The sequence below is a fragment of the Pseudoclavibacter sp. Z016 genome, from assembly GCF_002931215.1.
Lineage (GTDB): Bacteria > Actinomycetota > Actinomycetes > Actinomycetales > Microbacteriaceae > Pseudoclavibacter.
This window is the reverse complement of record NZ_PSTU01000011.1, coordinates 22,146-43,564: the sequence shown is the minus strand read 5'-3', so window position 1 is coordinate 43,564 and position 21,419 is coordinate 22,146. Positions and strand designations below refer to the sequence as shown.

Annotated in this window: 18 protein-coding genes; 7 read left to right on the top strand and 11 right to left on the bottom strand. The window is 70.0% G+C overall.

Going from position 1 to position 21,419, the window contains the following annotated elements; genetic code table 11:
• Positions 1–4 precede the first annotated feature (4 nt).
• Complete coding sequence (locus C5B99_RS06385; protein WP_104240958.1) at positions 5–1,708, top strand: BCCT family transporter; 1,704 nt, start codon at positions 5–7, stop codon at positions 1,706–1,708.
• A gap of 154 nt (positions 1,709–1,862) precedes the next feature.
• On the opposite strand, the gene C5B99_RS06380 is transcribed toward C5B99_RS06385, so the two are convergent.
• Entirely contained in the window at positions 1,863–3,602 is a 1,740-nt protein-coding gene (locus C5B99_RS06380; protein ID WP_104240957.1) for an L-aspartate oxidase, read from the bottom strand.
• A 77-nt stretch (positions 3,603–3,679) separates the two neighbouring features.
• On the opposite strand from C5B99_RS06380, the gene C5B99_RS06375 reads away from it, so the two are divergent.
• On the top strand, positions 3,680–4,612 hold the full coding sequence (locus C5B99_RS06375) for a LysR family transcriptional regulator (RefSeq protein ID WP_104240956.1): 933 nt from the start codon (positions 3,680–3,682) through the stop codon (positions 4,610–4,612).
• A gap of 20 nt (positions 4,613–4,632) precedes the next feature.
• Here the strand turns inward: C5B99_RS06375 and C5B99_RS06370 are convergent, their stop codons facing one another.
• From C5B99_RS06370 to C5B99_RS06360, 3 genes are read right to left on the bottom strand one after another with little or no spacing between them, the layout of a single operon-like run.
• The gene (locus C5B99_RS06370) at positions 4,633–6,162 is read right to left on the bottom strand and encodes a tripartite tricarboxylate transporter permease (protein WP_104240955.1); all 1,530 of its coding nucleotides are present in this window, start codon (positions 6,160–6,162) and stop codon (positions 4,633–4,635) included.
• 1 nt (position 6,163) lies between these two features.
• Complete coding sequence (locus C5B99_RS06365; protein ID WP_104240954.1) at positions 6,164–6,790, bottom strand: tripartite tricarboxylate transporter TctB family protein; 627 nt, start codon at positions 6,788–6,790, stop codon at positions 6,164–6,166.
• Positions 6,787–7,830 (bottom strand): tripartite tricarboxylate transporter substrate binding protein, encoded by a 1,044-nt coding sequence (locus tag C5B99_RS06360; RefSeq protein WP_104240953.1) that lies wholly within the window; start codon positions 7,828–7,830, stop codon positions 6,787–6,789. Before C5B99_RS06360 ends, C5B99_RS06365 begins: the two co-directional genes overlap by 4 nt.
• Positions 7,831–8,027: 197 nt before the next feature.
• Between C5B99_RS06360 and C5B99_RS06355 the strand changes: the two genes are divergently transcribed.
• Positions 8,028–9,314 carry an ATP-binding protein gene (locus tag C5B99_RS06355; RefSeq protein ID WP_104241962.1) on the top strand — a complete coding sequence of 429 codons (1,287 nt, stop codon included), beginning with the start codon at positions 8,028–8,030 and terminating at the stop codon, positions 9,312–9,314.
• Between the two features lie 43 nt (positions 9,315–9,357).
• Positions 9,358–10,140 (top strand): response regulator, encoded by a 783-nt coding sequence (locus C5B99_RS06350; protein ID WP_104240952.1) that lies wholly within the window; start codon positions 9,358–9,360, stop codon positions 10,138–10,140.
• 40 nt (positions 10,141–10,180) lie between these two features.
• On the opposite strand, the gene C5B99_RS06345 is transcribed toward C5B99_RS06350, so the two are convergent.
• Positions 10,181–12,331, bottom strand: coding sequence for a cell wall-binding repeat-containing protein (locus C5B99_RS06345; protein ID WP_104240951.1), 2,151 nt, complete (start codon positions 12,329–12,331; stop codon positions 10,181–10,183).
• 134 nt (positions 12,332–12,465) lie between these two features.
• Between C5B99_RS06345 and C5B99_RS06340 the strand changes: the two genes are divergently transcribed.
• Entirely contained in the window at positions 12,466–13,269 is an 804-nt protein-coding gene (locus C5B99_RS06340) for an alpha/beta fold hydrolase (RefSeq protein WP_104240950.1), read from the top strand.
• 178 nt (positions 13,270–13,447) lie between these two features.
• Here C5B99_RS06340 and C5B99_RS06335 read toward each other — a convergent pair whose 3' ends face one another.
• The 6 genes from C5B99_RS06335 to C5B99_RS06310 all read right to left on the bottom strand — a co-directional run bounded on the left by C5B99_RS06335 (position 13,448) and on the right by C5B99_RS06310 (position 19,421).
• Positions 13,448–13,855: a DUF5684 domain-containing protein gene (locus C5B99_RS06335; RefSeq protein ID WP_104240949.1), complete on the bottom strand. Its 408-nt coding sequence runs from the start codon at positions 13,853–13,855 to the stop codon at positions 13,448–13,450.
• A 76-nt stretch (positions 13,856–13,931) separates the two neighbouring features.
• A complete protein-coding gene (locus tag C5B99_RS06330; RefSeq protein ID WP_104240948.1) occupies positions 13,932–15,617 on the bottom strand; it encodes an ABC-F family ATP-binding cassette domain-containing protein in 1,686 nt (561 codons plus the stop codon).
• A 268-nt stretch (positions 15,618–15,885) separates the two neighbouring features.
• Complete coding sequence (locus C5B99_RS06325; protein ID WP_104240947.1) at positions 15,886–16,338, bottom strand: DUF2809 domain-containing protein; 453 nt, start codon at positions 16,336–16,338, stop codon at positions 15,886–15,888.
• Complete coding sequence (locus C5B99_RS06320) at positions 16,335–17,588, bottom strand: NAD(P)/FAD-dependent oxidoreductase (protein WP_104240946.1); 1,254 nt, start codon at positions 17,586–17,588, stop codon at positions 16,335–16,337. Before C5B99_RS06320 ends, C5B99_RS06325 begins: the two co-directional genes overlap by 4 nt.
• A gap of 82 nt (positions 17,589–17,670) precedes the next feature.
• The gene (locus C5B99_RS06315; protein WP_104240945.1) at positions 17,671–18,357 is read right to left on the bottom strand and encodes an ABC transporter ATP-binding protein; all 687 of its coding nucleotides are present in this window, start codon (positions 18,355–18,357) and stop codon (positions 17,671–17,673) included.
• Positions 18,354–19,421 carry an ABC transporter permease gene (locus tag C5B99_RS06310; RefSeq protein ID WP_104240944.1) on the bottom strand — a complete coding sequence of 356 codons (1,068 nt, stop codon included), beginning with the start codon at positions 19,419–19,421 and terminating at the stop codon, positions 18,354–18,356. Before C5B99_RS06310 ends, C5B99_RS06315 begins: the two co-directional genes overlap by 4 nt.
• A gap of 165 nt (positions 19,422–19,586) precedes the next feature.
• Between C5B99_RS06310 and C5B99_RS06305 the strand changes: the two genes are divergently transcribed.
• Positions 19,587–20,789, top strand: a complete 1,203-nt coding sequence (locus C5B99_RS06305) for a sensor histidine kinase (RefSeq protein ID WP_104240943.1) — start codon at positions 19,587–19,589, stop codon at positions 20,787–20,789.
• On the top strand, positions 20,786–21,412 hold the full coding sequence (locus tag C5B99_RS06300) for a response regulator transcription factor (protein ID WP_104240942.1): 627 nt from the start codon (positions 20,786–20,788) through the stop codon (positions 21,410–21,412). The genes C5B99_RS06305 and C5B99_RS06300 overlap by 4 nt, the downstream gene beginning before the upstream one ends.
• Positions 21,413–21,419: the final 7 nt, after the last annotated feature.

The window sequence follows — 21,419 nt, the reverse complement described above, 5'->3', positions numbered from 1 at the left end:
CACCATGACTCTTCACCATCCTCCGAAGCCCGAGCTGCATGATGACGACGCACTCGATGGTCACGGGCTCGAGCCGACGTCCGGCCCGAGTCGAGCTCAGGCGGCCGCCGACGCACTCCGGCACCGTCCCGGCGTCGTCTTCTGGGTATCGATCGGCCTGATCCTGGCGTTCGTCTCGTGGGCGGCGATCTCGCCGGACACGCTCAACGGATCCATGACGGCCGCGATCAACTGGGCCTCGGCGACCGTGGGCTGGTCGTACCTCCTCGTGACGATCGGCTGCATCGGCCTGCTCGTGTACCTCGCCTGCAGCCGGTTCGGGCGCATCCGCCTCGGTGCTGACAGCGACCGGCCCGAGTTCAGCACGTGGGCCTGGCTCGCCATGATCCTCTCGGCCGTCATGGGCGTCGGCCTCATCAGCTACGGCGTCGCCGAGCCGATCTCCCACTTCGTCACGCCCCCGCACGGACTCGCCGAGTCCGGCACCGTCGAGGCCGCCGTCGTCGCCATGCAGTTCTCCTACTTCGACTGGGGCCCCCACGCCTGGGCCGTCTTCGGCGTCTTCGGCGTCGCGATCGCCTACTCCACGCACCGCAAGGGCAACACGGGGCTCGTCTCCCCCATGCTGCGCCCCATCTTCGGCGACCGCGTCGACGGGTGGCTCGGCAACGTCATCGACATCTTCGCGATCATCGCGACCCTGTTCGGCACCACGACGTCCCTCGGGCTGGGCGCCTCGCAGATCACGGAGGGCCTCAACCGCGTCATGGGGCTGCCGACGGAGACCTTCATCCAGATCCTCGTGATCGCCGTCATCACGGTCATCTTCACGCTCTCCGCGCTGTCTGGCGTGAACCGCGGCATCAAGTACATCTCGCAGATCACGATGCTCGCCTCGGTGGCCCTCGGCATCTTCGTCTTCTTCGTGGGGCCGACGAACTTCATCACGAACCTCTTCGTGCGCTCGACCGGCGCCTACGTGAGCAACTTCTTCGAGATGAGCCTCACGACCCCGCTCACGGCCGACGACGGTCAGTGGATGCAGTGGTGGACGTACTTCATGATGGCCTGGTGGCTCAGCTGGGGCGCGTTCGTCGGCGTCTTCCTCGCGAAGATCTCGCGCGGCCGCACCATCCGCCAGTTCGTCCTCGGCGTCATGGTCGTGCCGAGCCTCGTGTTCTTCGGCTGGTTCACGATCTTCGGCGGCTCGGCCATCAAGTTCGACCTCGACGGCGACGGCAGCATCGGCACCGCGGCCACGGCCGACGTGAACTCGGCGTTCTTCGAGATGCTCTCGAACCTGCCGCTCGTGGAGATCACGTCGATCGTCGCGATCGTCCTCGTCGTGCTGTTCTTCATCTCGGGCGCCGACGCGAACACGTTCGTGCTGAGCATGCTCTCCTCCAGGGGCGCACTCGAACCGGCCAAGCCGGTCCTCGCGATCTGGGGCCTCCTCACCGGCCTGTGCGCATCCCTGCTGCTGCTCACCGGTGGACTCGCGGCGCTCCAGCAGGCGGCGATGCTCTCGGCGCTGCCGTTCACGATCATCGTCGCACTGCTGGGCATCTCCCTCATCCTGCAGCTGCGTGAGGACCCGCACTTCGACTACACGAGGGACGTGCGCCGCGAGGACCTCCGGACGGGCGTGCTGCGCCTGCCGGAGCACGGCCCGAAGCGCAAGCCGAATCCCGAGTCGCCGCGCCCCTGACCCCCGCGCCCCGAGACACCTGAGCCGGGAGCTGAGTTGTGGTCGTCAACATACCGTTGAAGCGACCACAACTCAGCTCCCGGTTCGGGCTATCGCGGCGTGGGCGGAGGAGAGGGGCGAGTGGACTCGTGATGTCTGCTCCAGCCCTGGAGAGCTATTCGACGAGCTTGCCCTCCACGGAGACCTCGCCGATGAGCTCGGCGATCTCGGCGGGGACGGGTGGGATCTCCTCCCGAGTGATGCCGCCGCCCGGCGACCACACGAGGTTGACCTGCATGGCGGGGTCGAGCTCGGGGAAGTCGCTGCGGTTGTGGCAGCCGCGCGTCTCACGACGCTCCAGGGCGGCCTCCAGGGTCGCCCTCGCGGCGAGCGCCGAGGACTTGAGGTCGAAGGCGTGCGCGAGGTCCTGGAACCCGGCGATATCGGGGTGGATGCCGACGTCCTCCATCCGAGCCTCGATGACGTCGAGCGCCGCGATGCCGGCCTTGAGCCCCTCCTCGTCACGCACGACGCCCGCATACTCGGTCATCGTGTCGCGGATGGCGCGCTGCAGGGCGCGCACGTTCTCACGACCGTCCGCGCTGAGCAGCTCGTCGATCTCACCGCGCGCCTGCGCGACGGCTGCCGGAGACCGGAGCTGCGCATCCAGCCCCTCGGAGTGGGCGACGGCCGCCCGGCCGACGATGCGGCCGAAGACGAGCAGCTCGATGAGCGAGTTGCCGCCGAGGCGGTTCGCGCCGTGAAGGCCGCTCGACGCCTCGCCGATCGCGTAGAGCCCGTCGACGTCGGTGCCGTGGTCGTCGGGGCGAACCCACACGCCACCCATCGAGTAGTGGGCGGTTGGCGCGATCTCGATCGGGCTCACGGTGATGTCGAGCATCTGCAGGTCGAGCATCTGCTGGTAGATGCGCGGCAGGCGGTTCATGATCGTCTCGCGGGGCAGGTGCGAGACGTCGAGCCAGACGCCGCCGTTCGCGGTGCCGCGGCCCTCCTTGATCTCGGTGTACGCGGCGAGCGCGACCCGGTCACGTGTCGAGAGCTCCATGCGCTCGGGGTCGTAGCGCTCCATGAAGCGCTCCCCCAGGCCGTTCGTGAGGATGCCGCCTTCGCCGCGGGCGGCTTCCGAGACGAGCGTGCCCGCCGCGTTCTCGGGCTCGATGATGCCGGAGGGGTGGAACTGCACGAGCTCGGGGTCGCGCAGGCGCCCGCCGGCTTCGACGGCGAGGCGGAACGAGTCGCCCGTGTTCTCGTCGCGTCGCGAGGAGGTGCGGCGCCAGATGCGGTTGTGCCCGCCGGCGGCGAGGATCACCGAGTCGGCGTGGATGAGGTACCTCGTGCCGTCGTTGATGTCGAACCCGTAGGCACCGAAGACGACGTTGTCGCGCACGAGGATGCGGGTGATGTAGACGGTGTCGAGGATGGGGATGTTCAGCTGCTCCGTGCGGGCGACGAGGGAGCGCTGGATCTCGAGGCCCGTGTAGTCGCCGGCGAAGGCGGTGCGGCGGAACTTGTGGGCGCCGAAGAAGCGCTGCGAGATGCGGCCGTCGCCTTCGCGCTGGAAGCCCATGCCGTAGCGCTCGAGGTCGCGGATACCCTGCTCGGCGCCCCGGGTCACGATCTCGACGGTGTGCGGGTTGGCGAGCCAGTAGCTCTCCTTGATGGTGTCGGCGGCGTGCTGCTGCCAGCTGTCGTCCGCGTCCATCGTGCCGAGGGCCGCGTTGATGCCGCCGGCGGCGAGCGAGGTGTGGGCGTCGTGCTTGGGGCGCTTGCCGACGGCGAGCACGTCGACACCCTGCTCGGCGACTTCGATGGCGGCGCGCAGGCCGGAACCTCCGGTTCCGATGACGAGCACGGTGGTGGAGATCTGGCGTTCGATGGACTTGGTCGCGGTCATGTCAGCAACGTTAGAGAGCACCCGATGATTACTCCAATGCATAGTCCTGTTCGTCCTGATGCGCGTAGGCTATCAGCATGAACCTGGACCAGTTGCGGAGTTTCGTGGAGGTCGCCTCGCAGGGGCACTTCACACGGGCGGCGGAGGTGCTGCACCTCGCGCAGCCCTCGCTGAGCCGCCAGATCTCGACCCTCGAGCAGGACCTCGGCGCGCCGCTCTTCAACCGCACGCCAGGGCGAGTCGCGCTCACCGATGCCGGCGAGTCCCTGCTCCCGCTCGCGCGGCGAATGCTCGCCGACGCCGACTCGGTGCGGCGCGAGATGGCGGAGCTCACCGACCTCAAGCGGGGCACGGTGCGGCTCGGCGCCACGCCGTCGCTGTGCGTGAGCCTCGTCGCTGACGCGCTGCAGTCGTTCCACGCCTCGCATCCCGGCATCGAGCTGCACGTCTCGGAGAGCGGCTCCCAGGGCCTCATCGAGCAGCTCGCGGAAGGCGCGCTCGATCTCGCGCTCATCACGACTCCCGAATCCAGGCAGACCCCGCGCGCCACCCTCACCAGGCTGCCGCTGCTCAACGAGGAACTCGTCGTGGTGTCCCCCGTCGACGGGGCCGCGGCGATCCGCTCCCCCACCATCTCCCTCGAGGAGCTTGCCGCCGCCCCACAGGTGGTCTTCTCGCGGGGCTACGACCTCCGTGCCACAGCAGAGGCCGCGTTCCTCAAGGCCGATCTGCGACCGAACGTGGTGGTCGAGGGGCCGGAGATGGATGCGGTGCTGCGCTTCGTGGAGCTCGGACTCGGCGTCGCGGTCGTGCCGGCCATGGTCATCCGCGGGCGGGCGGGCTTCCGCTCCGCCAGGCTCACCAGCTCCATCCTGCAGCGCACCGTGAGCCTCGCGCACCGGAGCGACGTGCCCCTCTCGCGCGCCGCACGCGCCATGGCGGCGACGATCGAATCGATCGCCGCCGCCATGGTCGGCCAGACGCCGGGAACCAGCAGCGTGGAACCGTGAGGCTGCTGCTGGGAACGGCGCTAGCTGTTCACGAGCTCCTTCTGCTCCTGCTTCGCACGCTTGCGCGCCACGAGGCGACCGCGCACGGTGAAGGCGAGCACCAGCGCCAGGAGGGTGTAGAGCGCGATCGCGATCGGCCCCTGCACCAGCACCGAGAAGTCGCCGTTGGCGCTCATCGCCGCGTCCCGCAGGCTCGTCTCGGCCAGCGGGCCGAGGACCATGCCGATGATGAGCGGTGCGATCGGGAAGTCGAGGGCACGCATGAGGAAGCCGAGCAGGCCGACCCCAAGCAGCATCAGCAGGTCGAACGTCGAACCCGACGTGGCGTAGATGCCGAGCGCGCAGAAGATCGTGATGCCCGCGTACAGGTAGGGACGCGGGATCAGGAGCAGCTTCGCCCACAGCATCGCGAACGGCAGGTTCAGGACGAGCAGCACCACCATGGCGATGAAGAAGCTCGCGAGCAGCGCCCAGACCAGCTCGGGGGCGCGGTCGAAGAGCAGCGGGCCCGGCTGCAGGCCGTACTGACGGAACGCGGCGAGCATGATCGCCGCGGTCGCCGAGATGGGGAGACCGAGCGCCAGGAGCGCGCCCATCGCCATACCGGTCGTCGCATTGCCAGCGGCCTCCGGGGCTGCGAGGCCCCTGATCGCGCCCTTGCCGAACTGCGGGTCCTTGCGGCGCGCATCCAGTCGCTTCTCCAGGCCGAAGGCGAGGAACGTGGGGATCTCGGAGCCGCCGGCCGGCACCACACCGAACGGGAGACCGATGACCGTGCCACGCAGCCAGGCCGGGGTGGCCTCCTTGAACTCCTTGCGGCTCAGCCACGGGCGCCCCTTCGGACGGATCATGCCCTTGTCGTTGACGTGCCGCTCGAGGCAGGCGACGTAGATGACCTCACCGAGCGCGAGGACCGCGACCGTCACGGTCACCAGCGAGATGCCATCGAACAGCTGTGGGGAGTCCATCGTGAAGCGCGGGGCGCCGGAGACGCCATCGATGCCGATGACCGCGATGCCGAGGCCGATGAACAGCGCCGTGAGCCCCTTGACGACGTTGTCGGTGACCACCGTGGAGGTCGCCGCGAACGCGAACACCGCAAGGGCGAAGAACTCCGCAGGCCCGAAGCTGCTGGAGAAGTCGGCAAGCGCGGGGGCCAGGAAGACCACCACGATCGAGGCGATGAAGCCACCGATGAACGCGCCGATGGCAGCCGTCGCGAGCGCCTGGGCGGCCCGACCGTTCAGCGCCATCTTGTGGCCCTCGAACGTGGAGGCGATGGCCGACGCCTGGCCTGGCGTGTTCATCAGGATGCCCATGGTCGAGTCGCCGAAGAGGCCGCCGAAGTAGACGCCGGCGAACATGATGAACGCGGCCGTCGGCTCGAGCGAGAACGTGACGGGCAGCAGGAGGGCGACCGCCATCGAGGAGCCGAGGCCCGGCAGCACGCCGACGGCGGTCCCGAGGAGGCAGCCGACGAAGACCCACATGAGGTTCTGCCAGGTGAGGGCACCGGCGAACCCATCCATGAGGAGTTGGAGCGTTTCCATGTCAGATACCTCCGAGGATGCCGGACGGGAGCGACATGCCGAGTGCCATGTCGAAGGCGATGTAGGCGAGCGAGCTCAGCGTGAAGCCCACGACGAGGCTCGCCACCGGCTTCGTCGAGCCGAAGCCGCGGGCCACGCACCAGAAGAGGAGGGCTGCTGCGATGACCCAGCCGAGCAGGTCGAGCGTCAGCGAGAACACCAGGAACGAGCCGACGACCCAGGCGAACGATTTCACGTCGACGCGCACCTTGCGGGGAGCGCCGGCTGCGCCCGCCGCAGCAAGCGCCTCGTCGTCGGCCAGCGCACGGGCGAGAAGCTCCTCCTCGGTCATCGTCGACGAGGCCGCGGTCGCGCGCAGCTCACGGACGGCACCGACGGCGAGCAGAGCCGCGAAGAGGTACAGGCCGGCGGCGATGAGGCCGGGGAAGAACTGCGGCCCGGGGAAGTCGGCCCCCTCTGGCACCTTCATCGTGAAGATGCCGTAGAGGAGGTAGGTGGCGAAGGCTGCGATGACCAGCGGCATCGTCAGCCCCTTGAGGAGGGTGGCCGTCTTGCTTGGGCCTGCGGCGAAGGTCAGGTCTCCGCCGATGACCGCCGACGCGGCAGTCGGGTTCGCGTGGTGCGTCATTGTCCCATCTCCTCGTAGAGCGCCGTGATGCGCAGTTCCTCTTCAGCGAGGAACGTGTCGAGCTCGTCGCCCGTGATGAGGCGCTCGTTCCAGTGGTACCTCTCGATGGCTTCCTGCCACTCGGGTGTCTCCGTCGTCTGCACCACGAGTTCGGCGAGGGCGTCCGTCTGCTCCTCGGTCAAGCCTGAGGGAGCGTGGATCGAGCGCCAGTTCGTGAGCGAGATGTCGTAACCCTGCTCGGCGGCTGTCGGAATGTCGACGCCTTCGATGGGCTCCTCCGCCACCACCGCGAGGGCCCGCAACCTGCCGGCTTCGATCTGGTCGATGTTGTCTGCGTAGCCTCCCGCCGCGGCCTTCGCCGTGCCGTTGAGGAGCGCCTGGATGGCCTCGCCACCGCCGTCAGACGAGATGTAGGTGGTGTCGACGGGCTCGATGCCTGCGCTCAGCGCGAGGTCGGTCACCACGAGCTGGTCGAACGAGCCACCGCCGGTCCACGGGATGGACTTCGGGTCGGCCTTCCATGCCGTGGCGAGATCCTCGAGGGTCTCGTACGGGGAGTCGGCTGGGACGACGATGACGTCGTACTCCTCGACCATCACCGCGAGCGGCGTGACGTCTTCGAGCTTCGCCGCGGAGTCGTATTGGATGGTGGCGGCCAGCAGGCCAGTTCCACCGACGAGGAGGTTGTTGGGTTCGCCATCGAGCACGGAGACGTTGCCGAGCGCGATCGTTCCGCCGGCCCCTGGCATGTTGACCACCTGCACGTTGTTGACGAGCCCCTCGGCTTTCTGCGCCTGCTGCAGTTCGCGGGCGACCGTGTCCCAGCCGCCACCGGCAGCTGCCGGGGCGATGATCGTCATGGACGCGTTGATGTCCTGACCCGCCGCGGCGGACGTGATCGACCCGAAGCTCGCGACAGCGATCGATGCGGCGGCTACGACTCCACCGATGACGCGGCCGACCACACGCCTGCCGCCGGGCTTGGCCTGCCGGCCCGGTTCGTCCGGCGCCGCCGGGTCTTTCGTTGCTCGGATCATCATTGCTCCATTCGCGCGGACATCGTTGTCTCCGCAATATCGACCTAGGATTGCACCGCGCTCGCACGTGAGGAGCTCCACGAGGAGTTGTGCTCATAAGTGCTCGCGAGCCCGGTGCGAAGAGGCGCCGCTCGGGTCTGCGCAGGCCGAAGGCTCGAGCCAGAAGCCGCAAGCCAGGGGCGCGGGAAGTGAGGATGACGATGCCGTTCAAGCTCAGCCAGCGAGCCGTGCGCCTGGGGATGCTCGTGGTGCCGAGTCTCATCACGCTCGGTTCCGTCTCGATCACGGCCGCGATCGCCTTCTCGGCGCAGGAGAGGGAGCTTCGCGAGACCACCGCCGAGCGCGTGCATGAAGTCGCGTCGAGCCTCGCACAGCTGGACGAGGTACGTGGAGCGCTCGAAGCCGTCACGAGTGCGGGCAGCACCTCAGCGCTCGCCGACGCGGACGACCTCGCCGGGGCCACCGATGCCCTGCAGCCGCTTGCCAGCCTCGTGGAGAACGCGACGGGCGTCTACTACGTCGTCATCACCGACGACGAGGGCGTGCGCATCACGCATCCGGACCCCGCCGAGCGTGGGGTGCAGGTCTCGACGGCCAACGCCTCCGTCCTCGCCGGGGAGGCGTTCCACGGCACGGAGGAAGGTGCATCCGGCCCCTCGCTGCGCGCGAAGGTCCCCGTGGTCGGGCAAGACGACACCGTCCTCGGAATGGTCGCCGTCGGCGTGCTCGAGTCGAGCATCTCCGCGGACAGCGCCGAGGCCCTCGGGGAGCTCCTCCCCTGGACGATCGGCGCACTCGTCCTCGGCACGCTCGCCAGCTCGGCCCTCGCGTTCGCGGTCGAGCGCCGGTTCCGCAGACTCGACGCGCTCGCCGCCGAGCACGCGCAGATGCGGCGCACGACCACCGCCCTGCGCGAGCAGTCTCACGAGTTCAGCACCCGCATGCACGTGGTCCACGGCCTCGTCTCGAGAGGCGACACCCAGGACGCGCTCGAGTACATCGACGAGGTCGTGCCGGTTCGGACGGCAGGGGTCGACGCCTCCGACAGCACCGATTCGAGTCTCCACCTCCCCCTCCTCGACGCGACGACGCAGGCGGTGCGGGCCGAACTGCACGAGCTGGGAGCACAGGCGAGCTTCGACCTCGAGCTCAACGAGGACATCGACGACGGCGTCGTGACCGTCATCGCGAACCTCTGCCGGAACGCGGGTGAGGCAGGCGCATCCCAGGTCCTCTGCACGCTTCGCGAGAGCGGCAGCCGCATCATCGGGCTCGTCGACGACGACGGTCCCGGCCTGGACGCCGAAGCGAGCGGCCGTATCTTCGCCCCTGGGTTCTCTTCCAAGGCCGATCCGAGCGGACTCGGGCGGGGCATCGGCCTCGAGCTCGTCCGTCGGACGGTCACGTCGCGCCGCGGCACCATCGAAGTCGGGGCGTCACGACTCGGCGGGTCGCGCTTCGCCTTCGAGATCGAGCGGCTGCGGTGACCGGGACCATCGACGCCGGCCTTGCACCCAGGAGAGGAGCGGCATGAGCAGCAGAGCCAAGGAGAGCCCGCGGGCTGCCTCGAGCCCGATCCGAGTGCTCGTGGTCGACGACGATCGTGGGGCCAGGGCCCTGCATAGCGGGTTCATCACCGACATCCCCGGGTTCTCGCTCGCCGGTACCGCCAGCACCGGCGAATCCGCGCTCGCGCAGAGCATGAGCGGGGTCGACCTCATGCTCCTGGACATGCGGCTGCCCGACATCAGCGGAGTCGAAGTCCTGCACCGGCTCAGAACACTCGGCGCGAAGGTGCCGGACGTGCTGGTGATCAGCTCGTCCCGCGACCAGACGACGGTGCGGCAGGCCCTCGCGGCCCACGTCGTCGGCTACCTCATCAAGCCGTTCACGCAGGCCGCCCTGCAGGAGCGCCTCGACCTCTACAGCGCCGAGCGTCGAGCGAGTTCGGAGAGCGATCGAGAGCGACCCCTCGGCCAGGGTGAGATCGACCGGCTGCTGGCCACAGGCAGCATTCGTCAGCCCGCCGTGCCGCGCGGCCACTCGAGCGTGGCGCGAAACGGTGCCGCGCAGTCGGCGCAGCTCCCGAAAGGGCTGGCACAGGTCACGCTCGAGCGGGTCGTCGCCTCGCTCGACCCGGTGATCCCCGCCACGGTGCTCGAGGTCGCCGAGGCCTGCGACATCTCCCGTGCGACCGCGAGGCGCTACCTCGACCACCTCGTCGAGACGGGGGTGATCGACCTGGCGCACCGGTACGGCAAGCGCGGGCGGCCGCAGGTGCTCTACCGGTTGTCTCCCTCCCCCGAGCGCTGATCTCCCGGTCATGGTCAGCGCGGTGCGCGCTGGGTGATCCCTACGCGCAGCGCTTCTTCTGGATGTCCGAGACCAGGTCGCTCGTCGTTCCAACGACGCTGTAGTTGGCCCCGGGGTACTTCGAGGTCACGGCCCACGCAGTCTGAGGAACGCACGTCTGCGTGGCGAGCACCAGCGGATACCCGGTGCGCGCGGAGACGAGCAGGGCCACGGCGATGTCCGCGGAGCTCCCGGGGTTCGCGAGCGCGAAGCCCTTCGGACGGATGCTCCCGGCGTCGAAGTCGCCCAGGAGCGCCCCGTTGATGGCGAACGCGTCCGAGGAGTTGACCCGGGTCGTGTTCGAGACCTTGGCCTTCACCTCGTTGAAGACGGTCGCCGAGAGCGACGCCACCGGACCGATGACGCGGGCCGAGGTGACCTTGCCGGTTGCGAAGTAGGCCTTGAAGCTGGCGCTGGTCTGCGTCGGCCCGGTCAGGAGCACCGGCGCCTTGGCGAGGGTGGCCCTCCCGGAGGCGTTGGCGATCTCCGTCGCCTTGCCGCTGTTGGCGATGTACACGTTGGGATCGTTGGGGAAGAACCGCTTCGCCACCACCAGCGCGGTCTCCGACTTGTCGGCGGCGGTCACGACCTCGAGCCTCGGCGTGAGCTTCCCGAGCGCGGTCTTCTGCGCCTCCGAGATCGTGCCGATGACGAAGATCGCCGAGGGTTTCAGCCTCGTCACCTCGGCGGAGATGCTGGACGGGAGCGCGTCTGGCTTCGTGAGCAGCAGGTTGCCGTTGATCTTGGCGGCGACGGGGGCCGCGAGGAGTGCATCCACACCGCCCTCGCCGTTTGCGATGACCAGCTTGTTGCCGACCGTGTTGACCTTGCCGGAGGCCGTGACCGCGTTGGCGTAGGTATCGGTGGAGCCCAGGCGGTCGACGACACCCGGTGCCGCCGTCGGGCTCGGCGTTGCCGGTGTCGTCGGCGTCGCGGTCGGTGTCGGCGTGGCGGTCGGCGCCCCGAACTGCGGGAGCTTCGTGCTCGAGGTGATCTCGCCCCACTTCGTGAGGGTCCATGGGATCTTGTTGATGAGGTCGACGCTGCCGTGCGCGTTGTGGACGATGCCTCCGGGAAGGTACGGGTTGGGCTTGCCCTGCGCGGTGTACGTGACGGGATGCTGCAGGTTGAGCGCCATGGTCCAGAAGTTCTGGTCGGTGATGATGCCGCCGTACTCCTGCAGGTTCTTGACGACGACCTTCTCGAAGCTGGAGAGACCGAGCGCGGCGATCTTCGCGTTCGTGGCCGCGTCGTTGGGGATCCAGAACCGCTGCCCCATCTTCGGGGCGTGCGCCTCGCTCAGCTTCCCGTCGGTCTGGTAGGCGGGCCACATGGCCGTGCCCGACCGCGTGGAGGGGAAGGTCCAGCTCGTGACGTGGTTGATGGAGCCAGCCGCGATCTCCTCGGCGCCTGCCATGAGGAACTCGTTCATGACGCCGCCGACGGAGCTCGTGCCCCGCTCCGCCTTGAGCCATTCGTTCTGGTCGAACCAGTTCGTCGACTTCGGGGAATTGAGGGTGGTGAGGTAGCCGCCGCCCATCATCCAGGACCCGTCGCTCTGCTTCTCGGCGACGTAGTACCCGCGCACGATGCCGGTGGCGATATCGACGACGGTCATCGACTGGTCGCCGCCCGGAATCGGACCGCCGGGCAGGGCGTGCGCCGGGATGACGACCTTGCCGTAGTTCTTCGCGGTGGTCGCGAACGGAGTGATCTGGAACCCGTACGTGCCTCCGGTCGCCGAAGCGGTCGCCTTGCCCTCCATGACGGGGTGGATGTCCGGGTAGAGCGCGTAGCTCTGCATCTTCACCTTCACCCAGTTGGCGTCGGCTTTCGAGCTGTCGACCGTGTAGATGGGGATCGTGAAGTTCTCGCGGTTCGTGGAGGTCTTGAGTCGGCCCTTCCAGTAGTCGCTGAGGTACCGGTCGGGCAGCGTGTCGACCATCGCGGCCGTCTGGTCGGACAGCGACGAGACGGGCGCGCCCTGCGGTGTCGTCGTCGCGGAGCTGCCTTTGGCGACGTAGTTCGCTGGCGACATGACGTCTTGGCCCACGGTCCCGAAGTTCGCGGCCTGGGCTGGGCCGGTTCCGAGGAACGTCAGCAGTGAGGCCGCGAGCAGCGCGGCGAGAGAGAGGGAGAGCGCTTTCTTCATGAGTCACATCCGTGTTCATTGATCGAGCGGTGGCCCCCTTTCCTGATCGTAGGGTGAAATACGGGGTGAAATCACTCGTGCATGTGAAATCGCGTGAATTGGCACGGATTCGCGGAGCGACTACCGTCGCTGGCATGCGCAGCCTTCCGGGACACCTCACCCTCGGCGGATGTTCCCTCCGCTACTCCGACAGCCTCGACGCGGCCGACGCCGACGCCGACGCGGTTGTCCTGCTGCACGGGGCGGGCGCCGACCACACGATGTTCCGACGCCAGGCGGATGCGCTTCGTCGGGCGGGCCTGCGCGTCGTGCTCGTCGACCTTCGCGGGCACGGGGCGTCGCGTCCGAACTCGACGGACCTCTCCCCCGAGCTGTTGGCGAGCGACGTCGAGCGGCTCATCGCGCACCTCGGCCTCGGCAGGGTCTCGCTGCTCGGGCATTCGCTCGGCGGGAATCTCGCGCAGGAGCTGGTTCGGCGCTCCCCGGAGCGGTTCCGGAGCCTCGTTGTGCTGGATTCCACCTGGAACGCCGGCCCGCTCAGCTTCCAGGAGCGCGCCGGTCTCCGCGCCGCGGCGCCCATCCTCCAGCTGATCCCGGCGAGGAGCCTGCCGAAGCTCATGGCGGATGCCTCAGCCGTGACGGCGACGGCACGTGCCGAGCTGACGCGGATGTTCGGCGCGATGTCGAAGCGGGAGTTCCTGGCGGTGTGGCGGGCGACGACACAGTTCGTGCGTCCGACTCCCGGCTACCGCACGCCGGTGCCGACGCTGCTGGTTCGAGGCGCGAGGGACACCACGGGCAACATCTCGCGAGCCATGCCCGCCTGGGCGACAGCGGACGGACTCACGGAGCTCGTGGTCGACGGCGCCGGCCATGTCGTGACCCTGGATGCGCCAGACGAGGTCTCGGCGGCGCTCGTGGAGTTCCTCGGCAGCTGAGCAGGACGGGAGCTGAGCGAGACGGCAGCTCAGCGAGACGCTGGGTGAGGCGGCGCTCGCCCGCTTCGCGGCGGCGGACGGTGCAACGCAATCGGCCGCGGCGACCTCGCTGTCCTTGAGGACAAGCGGGTCACCGCGGCCGAGACGCGCGGCGCGCGCGATGCGGGTGGAGCGGAGGCTAGGCCGTGATGGCGCGTCCGCCCGGTCCGCGGTACTGCGCAGAGCCGTAGCCCACGATGAAGTACCCGATGATCGACAGCAGCCAGAGCAGGAAGAAGCTGAACACTCCGCCCTTGCCGAACGCCTTGCCGATGCGCATCGCGACGAAGATCGAGAACACGACGTTCACGATCGGGATGAGGTAGAGCAGCACCGTCGCGCCGTGGTACCCGGCGATCTTGACGAGGATGTAGACGTTGTAGATCGGGATGATGGCGCCCCAGCCCGGGTAGCCGGCCTTACGGAAGACAGGCCAGAGGGCGATGATGAGGAGGACCCAGCCGACGAAGCCGCTGGCGGTGCCGCCGGGCGAGAGCGCTTCCCACTGCCAGGAGTCCATCTGGGTGGAGTTTTCGAGCGTGAACATAGTGACGTCCTTGAGGTCCGTGAAGCTGGTGAGATCCCCTGGGCTTCGGGGAGCGGAGCAACGCTACCGCGAGCTGTCAACTTCCTGGGAGCCTTTCGTCGCTGGACGGCACGAATTGCACGCTTCGAGGCCCGAGGTGCAGGCTCGGCCAGTCGTCGACGTCCCGCAGGAGCTGCCGATCGTGGCTCGAGAGCACAACCGCGGCCTGCGTTCCCACGAGCGCATCGGTCAGCTCATCGACCAGGGCCATCGACAGGTGGTTCGTGGGCTCGTCGAGGAGCAGCACGTGCGGCTTCGCGGCGAGGACCAGCGCGAGGTCGAGTCTGCGCCGCTGCCCCATCGACAGCTCGCCGACCCGCTTGCCCGCCTCTCTCGCGCGCAGCAGGCCGAGCTGCGAGAGCCCCACCGTCTCGCTCGGCGCGACGGTGCCGGCGGCTTCGAGCTCGCCCAGCCGCAGCTCGTAGACCTCCGCCGCGCGCTGCTCGAGCGGGAGCGACGATTCCTGCGGGAGCACGCCGACTCGGGTGCCGGGCTGCACGCGCACGGAACCCGCATCCGGGGTGAGGGAGCCCGCCAGCACGCGCAGGAGCGTCGACTTCCCTGCACCGTTCGGGCCGGTGACGGCCAGCCTGCCCCGATGGGAGAGCGCGAGGGACACGGGACCGTGGAGGCGCCCCGTGACGGCCACCCCGTCGACGCTCAGCAGCTCAGCTCCTGCCCGGGTGCGGAGCTCCGGGAACCGGAAGAGCCGCGGTGGTTCCGGCACCGTCACGGCGTGCGCTTCGAGGGCCTCCTGGCGACGGTGCACACTCTGCGCGAGGCCAGCTGCGCGGGTGGCTCGGCCGTGCTTGTTCGCGCCCTTGCCCGGTCGCCACCCCGTGACGAGACGGTTCTGCGCCGCGCTCAGGCTCTCCTGAAGACGGGCCTGCTCCTGCTGCTGCCGTTCGTAGTCCTGCTCCCACCGCTCGCGCTCGGCGGCGCGCGCCTCGCGGTACCCAGCGAAGCCGTTGCCGGAGACGCGGGGCCGTTCATCCGGCGTCGGGTCGAGGTCGACGATCGTCTCGGCGACGTCGGCGAGCAGCGCCCGGTCGTGGCTCACGACGACAACCGCTCCCGTGCGCAAGCGGAGCTGCTCGGTGAGGAAATCGAGCCCCGCGCGATCGAGGTGGTTGGTCGGCTCGTCGAGCAGCAGGATGTCGTCGTCTGCCCCGAGGAGACAGGCGAGGCGGACCCGGTAGCGCTGTCCCACGGAGAGCTCGCGGAGGAGGCGGTCTGGGTCGGTCTCGGCGTCGAGGGCCTCGAGCGCGATGAGCACTCGCCGCTCCGCGCCCCACGCGTCGAGCACCTCCGCGGCCTCGAGGGCCGCGGCGTAGCGCTCTTCGGCTCTCGGACCGCCCTCCGCGAGTGCCGCTCCTGCGGCGTCGAGCTCGGCGAGGGTGGCGAGCGCCGTCGCGATGGAGTCTGCGATGGCCTGGCCGACGGTCCGAGCGTCGTCGGCGTGCATCTCCTGCTCGGCGAGACCGAGGGTGCCGATGCGCTGCACGGTGCCGCTGTCTGGCGGGAGGATGCCCGCGAGCACGTGCAGGAGCGACGACTTTCCGCGGCCGTTCTCGCCGACGATCGCGATGCGCGACGTGGCGGTGACCACGAGGTCGACGGAGGTGAGCACGGGCGTCGCGCCGCGCAGTAGCGAGACGTCGGTGAGGGTGAGCTGCGCGCGATGGCGCGCTGGAACTGAGGTGGGGGTGGTGTGCACGATCATTCCTTCAGAGCGGCGCGCCGCGAACCGCCGAGGGCTCCCCGAGGACTCTCAGAGGGCTCGGCAAGGCGTCAGCGGCTGGGCGCGCGAAAACGGCGACCCGGAGTCGGGTCAGAGCAGGTGGCCACCGTGATGCTCGGGCGGTCTCGGTCTCAGAGACAGGCGTGTTTCAGAGACAGGCGTCTTTCAGAGACACGCGTCGACGAGACCGGCGTCAGCGAGCGCGGGAGGCCAGCTCAGCCGTTAGCAGAAGAGAAGAAGGAACACGCGTTCACGGTACCAGCGGGGCGTGACGTCGTCGAGCTCGGATGCGCGTCACGGCCAGGTCTACGCAGAGCATGACGCCGCCGCCGAGCGCGTACACGAGCAGGTCCCTCACCTCGAACCCGGAGCCGAGGACCAGCCGGGCCGGTGCGAACGCCTCGTTCGCGCGGGCTGGCAGCTCGGTCAGCTGCAGCAGCTCGACCGCGAACGACCAGGCGACCGCGAGCGCGAACGCGGTCCACGCTCTGGCGCGGGGCGCGAGCAGGACGACCCCGAGGTAGACGGCGACCGTGTACAGGCCGGCACCGACGATGTCCCCGAACTCCCCATCCGGAAGCGCGTAGTGCACTGCGAGGCCCAGCGCGACGGTCGCGGCGAGCAGAACCGCTGCCGCGACTCGGCGGCGCAGGGCGTCCACGCGCGAGGTCCGCTCCTGCTGGGCTCCAGCCGCGCCGCTCACGCCGGGCCGCCGCTCGTCTCGGTCAGGCGCTCGACGGCCCCGATCGCGGTGACCGCGCGGAGGCCGGAGACGACGGCGCCGTTGAGGGTCTGCTCGAGGCCCGTGTGCTCGCCCGCGAAGGCGACCCGGCCAGCTGGCACGTCGAACGCATCGAGGTCGGCCGGAGTCCAGTCGAGCGAGGCCGCCGAGTAGGAGCCGCGCGTCCACGGGTCGTCGCTCCAGTCGGTGAGGAGCACGTCGCCGTCGATGACGAGCTCGGGCCGCAGCGCCTGCAGCGCGCCGACCCAGCGCCCCGGTCCCGCTTCCGTGCGCAGGGCGTCGAGGGTGGCCCTGCTCCCCGCGAAGCAGGACAGGGCGGGGATGCGGTGCTCGCCGTCGGCAGACAGGGAGCGCCAGGACCACCAGCTCAGGTCCGCGCTCTGCAGGGCGATGTCGTCGTCGACGGCGGCGAGGGGCACGCCGAGCTTCGCGGCGGTGCCCATGATGCGGTGCGAGAGGGCGGCATCCTGCACCGGGGTGAGGGCGAAGCCGAGTCGCAGGCTGCGCAGGATTGGGAGCGGCACGGCGATCACGGCAGCGTCGGCGTGCTGCGTGCTTCCGTCAGCGAGGGTCACCTCGACCCCGCTGTCCGACTGGTCGATCTCCTCGACCGGGTGCTCGAGCCGCACCGCGGCCCCGAGCCGGCGGGCCAGCTCGATGGCGAGCGACTGGTTGCCGCCCACGAAGCGCCCGCCGTCGTCGATGAACGGCTGGTCCGCATCCGGGTCGTAGAGGAACGCGGAGGCGGCGCTCACGAGGTTCGGGTCGTTCGCGAGGGAGGTGACCATGCGGCGGTAGACCCGGTGCTGCTGGTAGTCGGGGCCGAGCGCCTCGCGGTGGGCGTCTTCGACCGAGACGCGCGTGAGTCCGTCGGCGAGCATCCCGCGGAGGGTCTCGGTGATCTGCTCGGTCGTCGCCTCAAGCTCGGCGAACGATACGTGCCGGCCGTCGACGGTGCGCCTCGCGTAGCGCACGTTGTGGCTCAGGATGGGCACCCCGAGCTCGGCGGAGAGCCGACGGATGGCGAACTCGGTCGGGAACACGTACTCGCCGCCGCGCTCGGTGATCGCGCCGTTGCCGAGCCGCTGCGACCACGTTCGGCCCCCGACTCGGGCCCTGGCCTCCAGCACGCTGACCTCGTGGCCGCGCTTCCGCAGCTCCCAGGCGGCGGTGAGGCCCGCGAGGCCCGCTCCGATGACGATGATGCGCATGGGTCTCCGCCGCCTTCCGTGGTGAGCGGCCAGACGAGCCGCGCATCTGATTCTCGCGCAGAAGCGGCCCGTCGCGGGCGGCTCAGTGCTGGAGCTGCGCGAGTCTCCCATCGACCAGCTGCACCGTGTCGTGCATCCGGGGCAGGTGGGTGAGGTCGTGCGTGACGAGCAGGGTCGCCGTGTCCAGCTCCTCGGTGAGGCGCAGGATGAGCTCGATGATCGCGGCCCCGCGCTCCTGGTCGAGCGCGCTTGTCGGCTCGTCGACGAGGAGCGCACTCGGGTCGTTCATGAGGGCCCTCGCGATGTTGACACGCTGCCGCTGGCCGCCGGAGAGCTGGTGCGGGCGCTTCGCGCCGTGCTCCGCGAGACCGACCGCGGCGAGCAGCTCGTCGGCGTGCGCCGCTGCGGCGGGCCTGCGGCGGCGGCTCCCGGGTGCACCGAGCTCGTTCATGACGAGCAGCTGCTCGCGCGCCGTGAGCGACGGGAGGAGGTTCGCCTGCTGGAAGACGATGCCGATGCTGGACCGACGCAGGGCCGCCGACTCCGTGCGGCTCATGCCGCTCGCATCGACGCCGCCGATCATCACGCTGCCGGAATCCGGGCGGATGAGGGTGGCCGCGACGGCGAGCAGGCTCGACTTGCCCGAGCCGCTCGGCCCCGTGATGCCGGTCACGGTCCCCCGGTCGGCGGTGAGGCTGACGCCGTCGAGCGCGGTCAGGCGCCCTCCCCCGTCGGGGAAGGTGAGGGTGATGTTGTCCAGTGCGATCATCGGTTGCTCCCGAGTGCGGTGAGGGGGTCGGCTGTGGTCACGGAGCGCAGCGCGAACGCGGCCCCGGCGAGCCCGAGGGCGATCATGATGGCTCCCGGGAGGAGGGTGGTGAGCGGACTGAGCAGGAACGGCAGGGCCTGGCCCGCGAGGGCGCCGAGGATGGCGACGAGCCCCACCCCCACGCCGATTCCGGCGACGAGCACCAGGAGGGCCTGGCCGAGGGCATCCCGTGCGAGCGATCGTGTGCTCGCCCCGAGCGCCTTGAGCACGGCGATGTCGCCCTGCCGCTGCATGGTCCACACCGTGAAGAACGCGCCGATCACGAGCCCGGAGATGCCGAAGAGCATCGCGACCATGAGCAGCAGCGAGCCGACCTCGGAGCGGAACGCGGCGAGCGCGCCGAGGGCGCCGAGCAGGGACTCGGAGACGGTGCGGGTCTCCGCATCCGCTGCGGCCCAGTCCGCATCCCCCGAGACGGCGAGCACGGTGGCGTAGGCGCCGGGAGCCCCCGTCTGCCTCGCGAGCGCCTGCCAGTCGGCGAGGGTGATCTGCACGACCGGCGTGTGGCTGTACCAGGCCTCCGGTCCGATCGAGGCGACCTCGAAGGCAGCGCCGCCGATGGTGACCTCGTCGCCGACCGTGGCGTCGAGGTCCTCTGCCGCGGATTCGGAGAGCGTGATCTCGCCTGCCGCCGCTGGCGAGGTATCCGCGAACCCGGCCGGGACCCCGAAGACGGCGACGGCTGCCCCCTTCTCGGCGGTCTCGGCCCGCAGCTGGCTGATGCCGAGCGGGTCGACGCTGCTCACGCCGGGGAACGAGGCGAGCGTGTCCGCCTGCTCACGAGACGGCGACGAGGTGGAGAAGCTCGGTGCGTCGTCACCCGCTGGGACGGTGAAGACGAGGCGGTCGGCGGGCAGCGCCAGGACTCCCGAGATGTTCTGGGTGGCGAGGCCGCCCGTGAGCCCACTGAGGAACCCGACGAGCACGGTGATGAGCGCGACGACGGCGCCGATCAGCACGAATCGGCCTCTCGCGAAGCGGAGGTCGCGGAGCGCGACGAACATGGTGGTCCTTTCCTGCCGCCAGTTCCGGCGGCTCAGGCAAGCCTCCCGCCGAGCACCCCCGCCCGGCATCGCCCGTCGGCACACTCCTCGCGGACCGCACGGTGGAGTCGTCGCTCCACCTTTCGAAGGATGACCGCGACACGAGCCGTGTCTAGGCTGAGCCGCATGCCGACCACTGCGCTCACTCCCGTCTTCGTGGGTCTGCGCACGGGGCTCCACGCCCTCTTCTTCGGACTCCTGGCGCTGGTCGCCGTGCGCGCGGTGCTCACCCCCGAGCAGAGCACGGCGCTCGTGCTGGCCGCGACGCTGCTCTTCGGCGCGACGTACGCGCTCGGGGCGATCGCCGCATCCAGGCGCACGCGGCTGGTGGCCGCACTGCCCAGGCAGCGGCTGCTCTGGGTACTCGCCCTGACGCTCGAGTGGATGCTGCTGCTCTGGCTCTCCCGCGAGGCGGCGTACCTCGTCTTCCCGCTCTTCTTCGTGTACCTGCACCTGCTCGGCCGACGGGCTGGGATGCTCGCGGTCGGCGCGACGACGGCCATCGCCGTCATCGGCCTCGGGCTTCACGAGGGCTGGTCGGTCGCCGGTGTCATCGGCCCCTGCATCGGCGCGGGCGTCGCGGTGCTCATCGGGATCGGCTACGAGGCGCTCGCGAAGGAGGCGAGGGAGCGGGAGCAGCTCATGCGGGAGCTGTTGGCGACGCAGGAGCACCTCGTCGCGACGGAGCGGGAGGCTGGCACCCTCACGGAGCGCTCCCGCCTCGCCCGCGAGATCCACGACACGGTCGCGCAGGGCCTCGCGAGCATCCAGATGCTGCTGCACGCCGCCGAGCGCGCCGACCCCGACGGCGCCGGGGTCGGGCACATCCGGCTGGCGAGGGAGACGGCCGCCGACAACCTGGCCGAGACGCGACGCTTCATCCGCGAGCTGTCGCCGCCGGACCTCGACGGCATGGACCTCGAGCAGGCGCTGCGGCGGCTCGCGGACGCGACGTCGGCCGCGCACGGCATCCGCGTCGAGGTGCACAGCAGCGCCGACTCCCTGCCCATGCCCGTGCAGACCGCCCTGCTGCGCATCGCGCAGGGCGCCATCGCCAACGTCGTGCAGCACGCTGGCGCGAGCCGCGCGACCATCACGCTCGACGAGTCGGCGGCCGGGCTCGTCTTCGCCGTCGCCGACGACGGCCGGGGCTTCGACGCCAGCACCCACGAGCAGGCTGGCGGCGCGAACTCTGACTCGTTCGGGCTCGTCGCCACCCGTGAGCGAGTGCAGCAGCTCGGCGGCTCCCTCGACGTCACCTCCAGCGTCGGCCAGGGCACCACCCTGACCGTCACACTCCCAACGCTCCCCAGGGAAGGCACCGCATGATCCGCGTCGTGATCGCCGACGACCACCCCGTCGTGCGAGCGGGCCTCCGCGCCCTCCTCGGCCTCGAGCCCGACATCGAGGTCGCGGCGGAGGCGTCCACCGCCGAGGAGGCCGTGCAGGCGGCGGCCACCGAGCGGCCCGACCTCGTGCTCATGGACCTCCAGTTCGGTGCGCGCGAGAACGAGTCCGGCGCATCTGCGACCCGCCGCATCCGCAGCCTGCCCGACCCGCCGCACGTGCTCGTCGTGACGAACTACGACTCGGAGGGCGACATCCTCGGGGCCGTCGAAGCTGGCGCCAGCGGCTACCTGCTGAAGGATGCGCCGCCCCACGAGCTGCTCGCGGCGGTCCGGGCCGCGGCGAGCGGTGCGAGCGCGCTCGCGCCGCCCATCGCCTCCCGCCTCATGGACCGGCTCCGCACGCCCCAGCAGAGCCTCTCGCCGCGGGAGATCGAAGTGCTCGAGCTCGTCGCATCCGGACTCTCGAACACGGACGTCGCCGCGGCGCTCTTCGTCACGGAGACGACCGTGAAGTCGCACCTCGCGCACGTCTTCACGAAGCTCGGCGCAACGTCCCGCACCGCGGCGGTCTCCGAGGCGAGGGCACGCGGCATCCTCCGGTAGCCTGCTC

Excerpts from the sequence above, each read along its gene's own strand:
- C5B99_RS06375 (WP_104240956.1), top strand. The coding sequence starts at position 3,680 with ATGAACCTGGACCAGTTGCGGAGTTTCGTGGAGGTCGCCTCGCAGGGG.
- C5B99_RS06340 (WP_104240950.1), top strand. The coding sequence starts at position 12,466 with ATGCGCAGCCTTCCGGGACACCTCACCCTCGGCGGATGTTCCCTCCGC.
- C5B99_RS06310 (WP_104240944.1), bottom strand. The coding sequence starts at position 19,421 with ATGTTCGTCGCGCTCCGCGACCTCCGCTTCGCGAGAGGCCGATTCGTG.
- C5B99_RS06320 (WP_104240946.1), bottom strand. The coding sequence starts at position 17,588 with ATGCGCATCATCGTCATCGGAGCGGGCCTCGCGGGCCTCACCGCCGCC.
- C5B99_RS06380 (WP_104240957.1), bottom strand. The coding sequence starts at position 3,602 with ATGACCGCGACCAAGTCCATCGAACGCCAGATCTCCACCACCGTGCTC.
- C5B99_RS06370 (WP_104240955.1), bottom strand. The coding sequence starts at position 6,162 with ATGGAAACGCTCCAACTCCTCATGGATGGGTTCGCCGGTGCCCTCACC.
- C5B99_RS06385 (WP_104240958.1), top strand. The coding sequence starts at position 5 with ATGACTCTTCACCATCCTCCGAAGCCCGAGCTGCATGATGACGACGCA.
- C5B99_RS06355 (WP_104241962.1), top strand. The coding sequence starts at position 8,028 with ATGCCGTTCAAGCTCAGCCAGCGAGCCGTGCGCCTGGGGATGCTCGTG.
- C5B99_RS06350 (WP_104240952.1), top strand. The coding sequence starts at position 9,358 with ATGAGCAGCAGAGCCAAGGAGAGCCCGCGGGCTGCCTCGAGCCCGATC.
- C5B99_RS06335 (WP_104240949.1), bottom strand. The coding sequence starts at position 13,855 with ATGTTCACGCTCGAAAACTCCACCCAGATGGACTCCTGGCAGTGGGAA.
- C5B99_RS06315 (WP_104240945.1), bottom strand. The coding sequence starts at position 18,357 with ATGATCGCACTGGACAACATCACCCTCACCTTCCCCGACGGGGGAGGG.
- C5B99_RS06360 (WP_104240953.1), bottom strand. The coding sequence starts at position 7,830 with ATGATGATCCGAGCAACGAAAGACCCGGCGGCGCCGGACGAACCGGGC.
- C5B99_RS06345 (WP_104240951.1), bottom strand. The coding sequence starts at position 12,331 with ATGAAGAAAGCGCTCTCCCTCTCTCTCGCCGCGCTGCTCGCGGCCTCA.
- C5B99_RS06300 (WP_104240942.1), top strand. The coding sequence starts at position 20,786 with ATGATCCGCGTCGTGATCGCCGACGACCACCCCGTCGTGCGAGCGGGC.
- C5B99_RS06305 (WP_104240943.1), top strand. The coding sequence starts at position 19,587 with ATGCCGACCACTGCGCTCACTCCCGTCTTCGTGGGTCTGCGCACGGGG.
- C5B99_RS06365 (WP_104240954.1), bottom strand. The coding sequence starts at position 6,790 with ATGACGCACCACGCGAACCCGACTGCCGCGTCGGCGGTCATCGGCGGA.
- C5B99_RS06330 (WP_104240948.1), bottom strand. The coding sequence starts at position 15,617 with ATGATCGTGCACACCACCCCCACCTCAGTTCCAGCGCGCCATCGCGCG.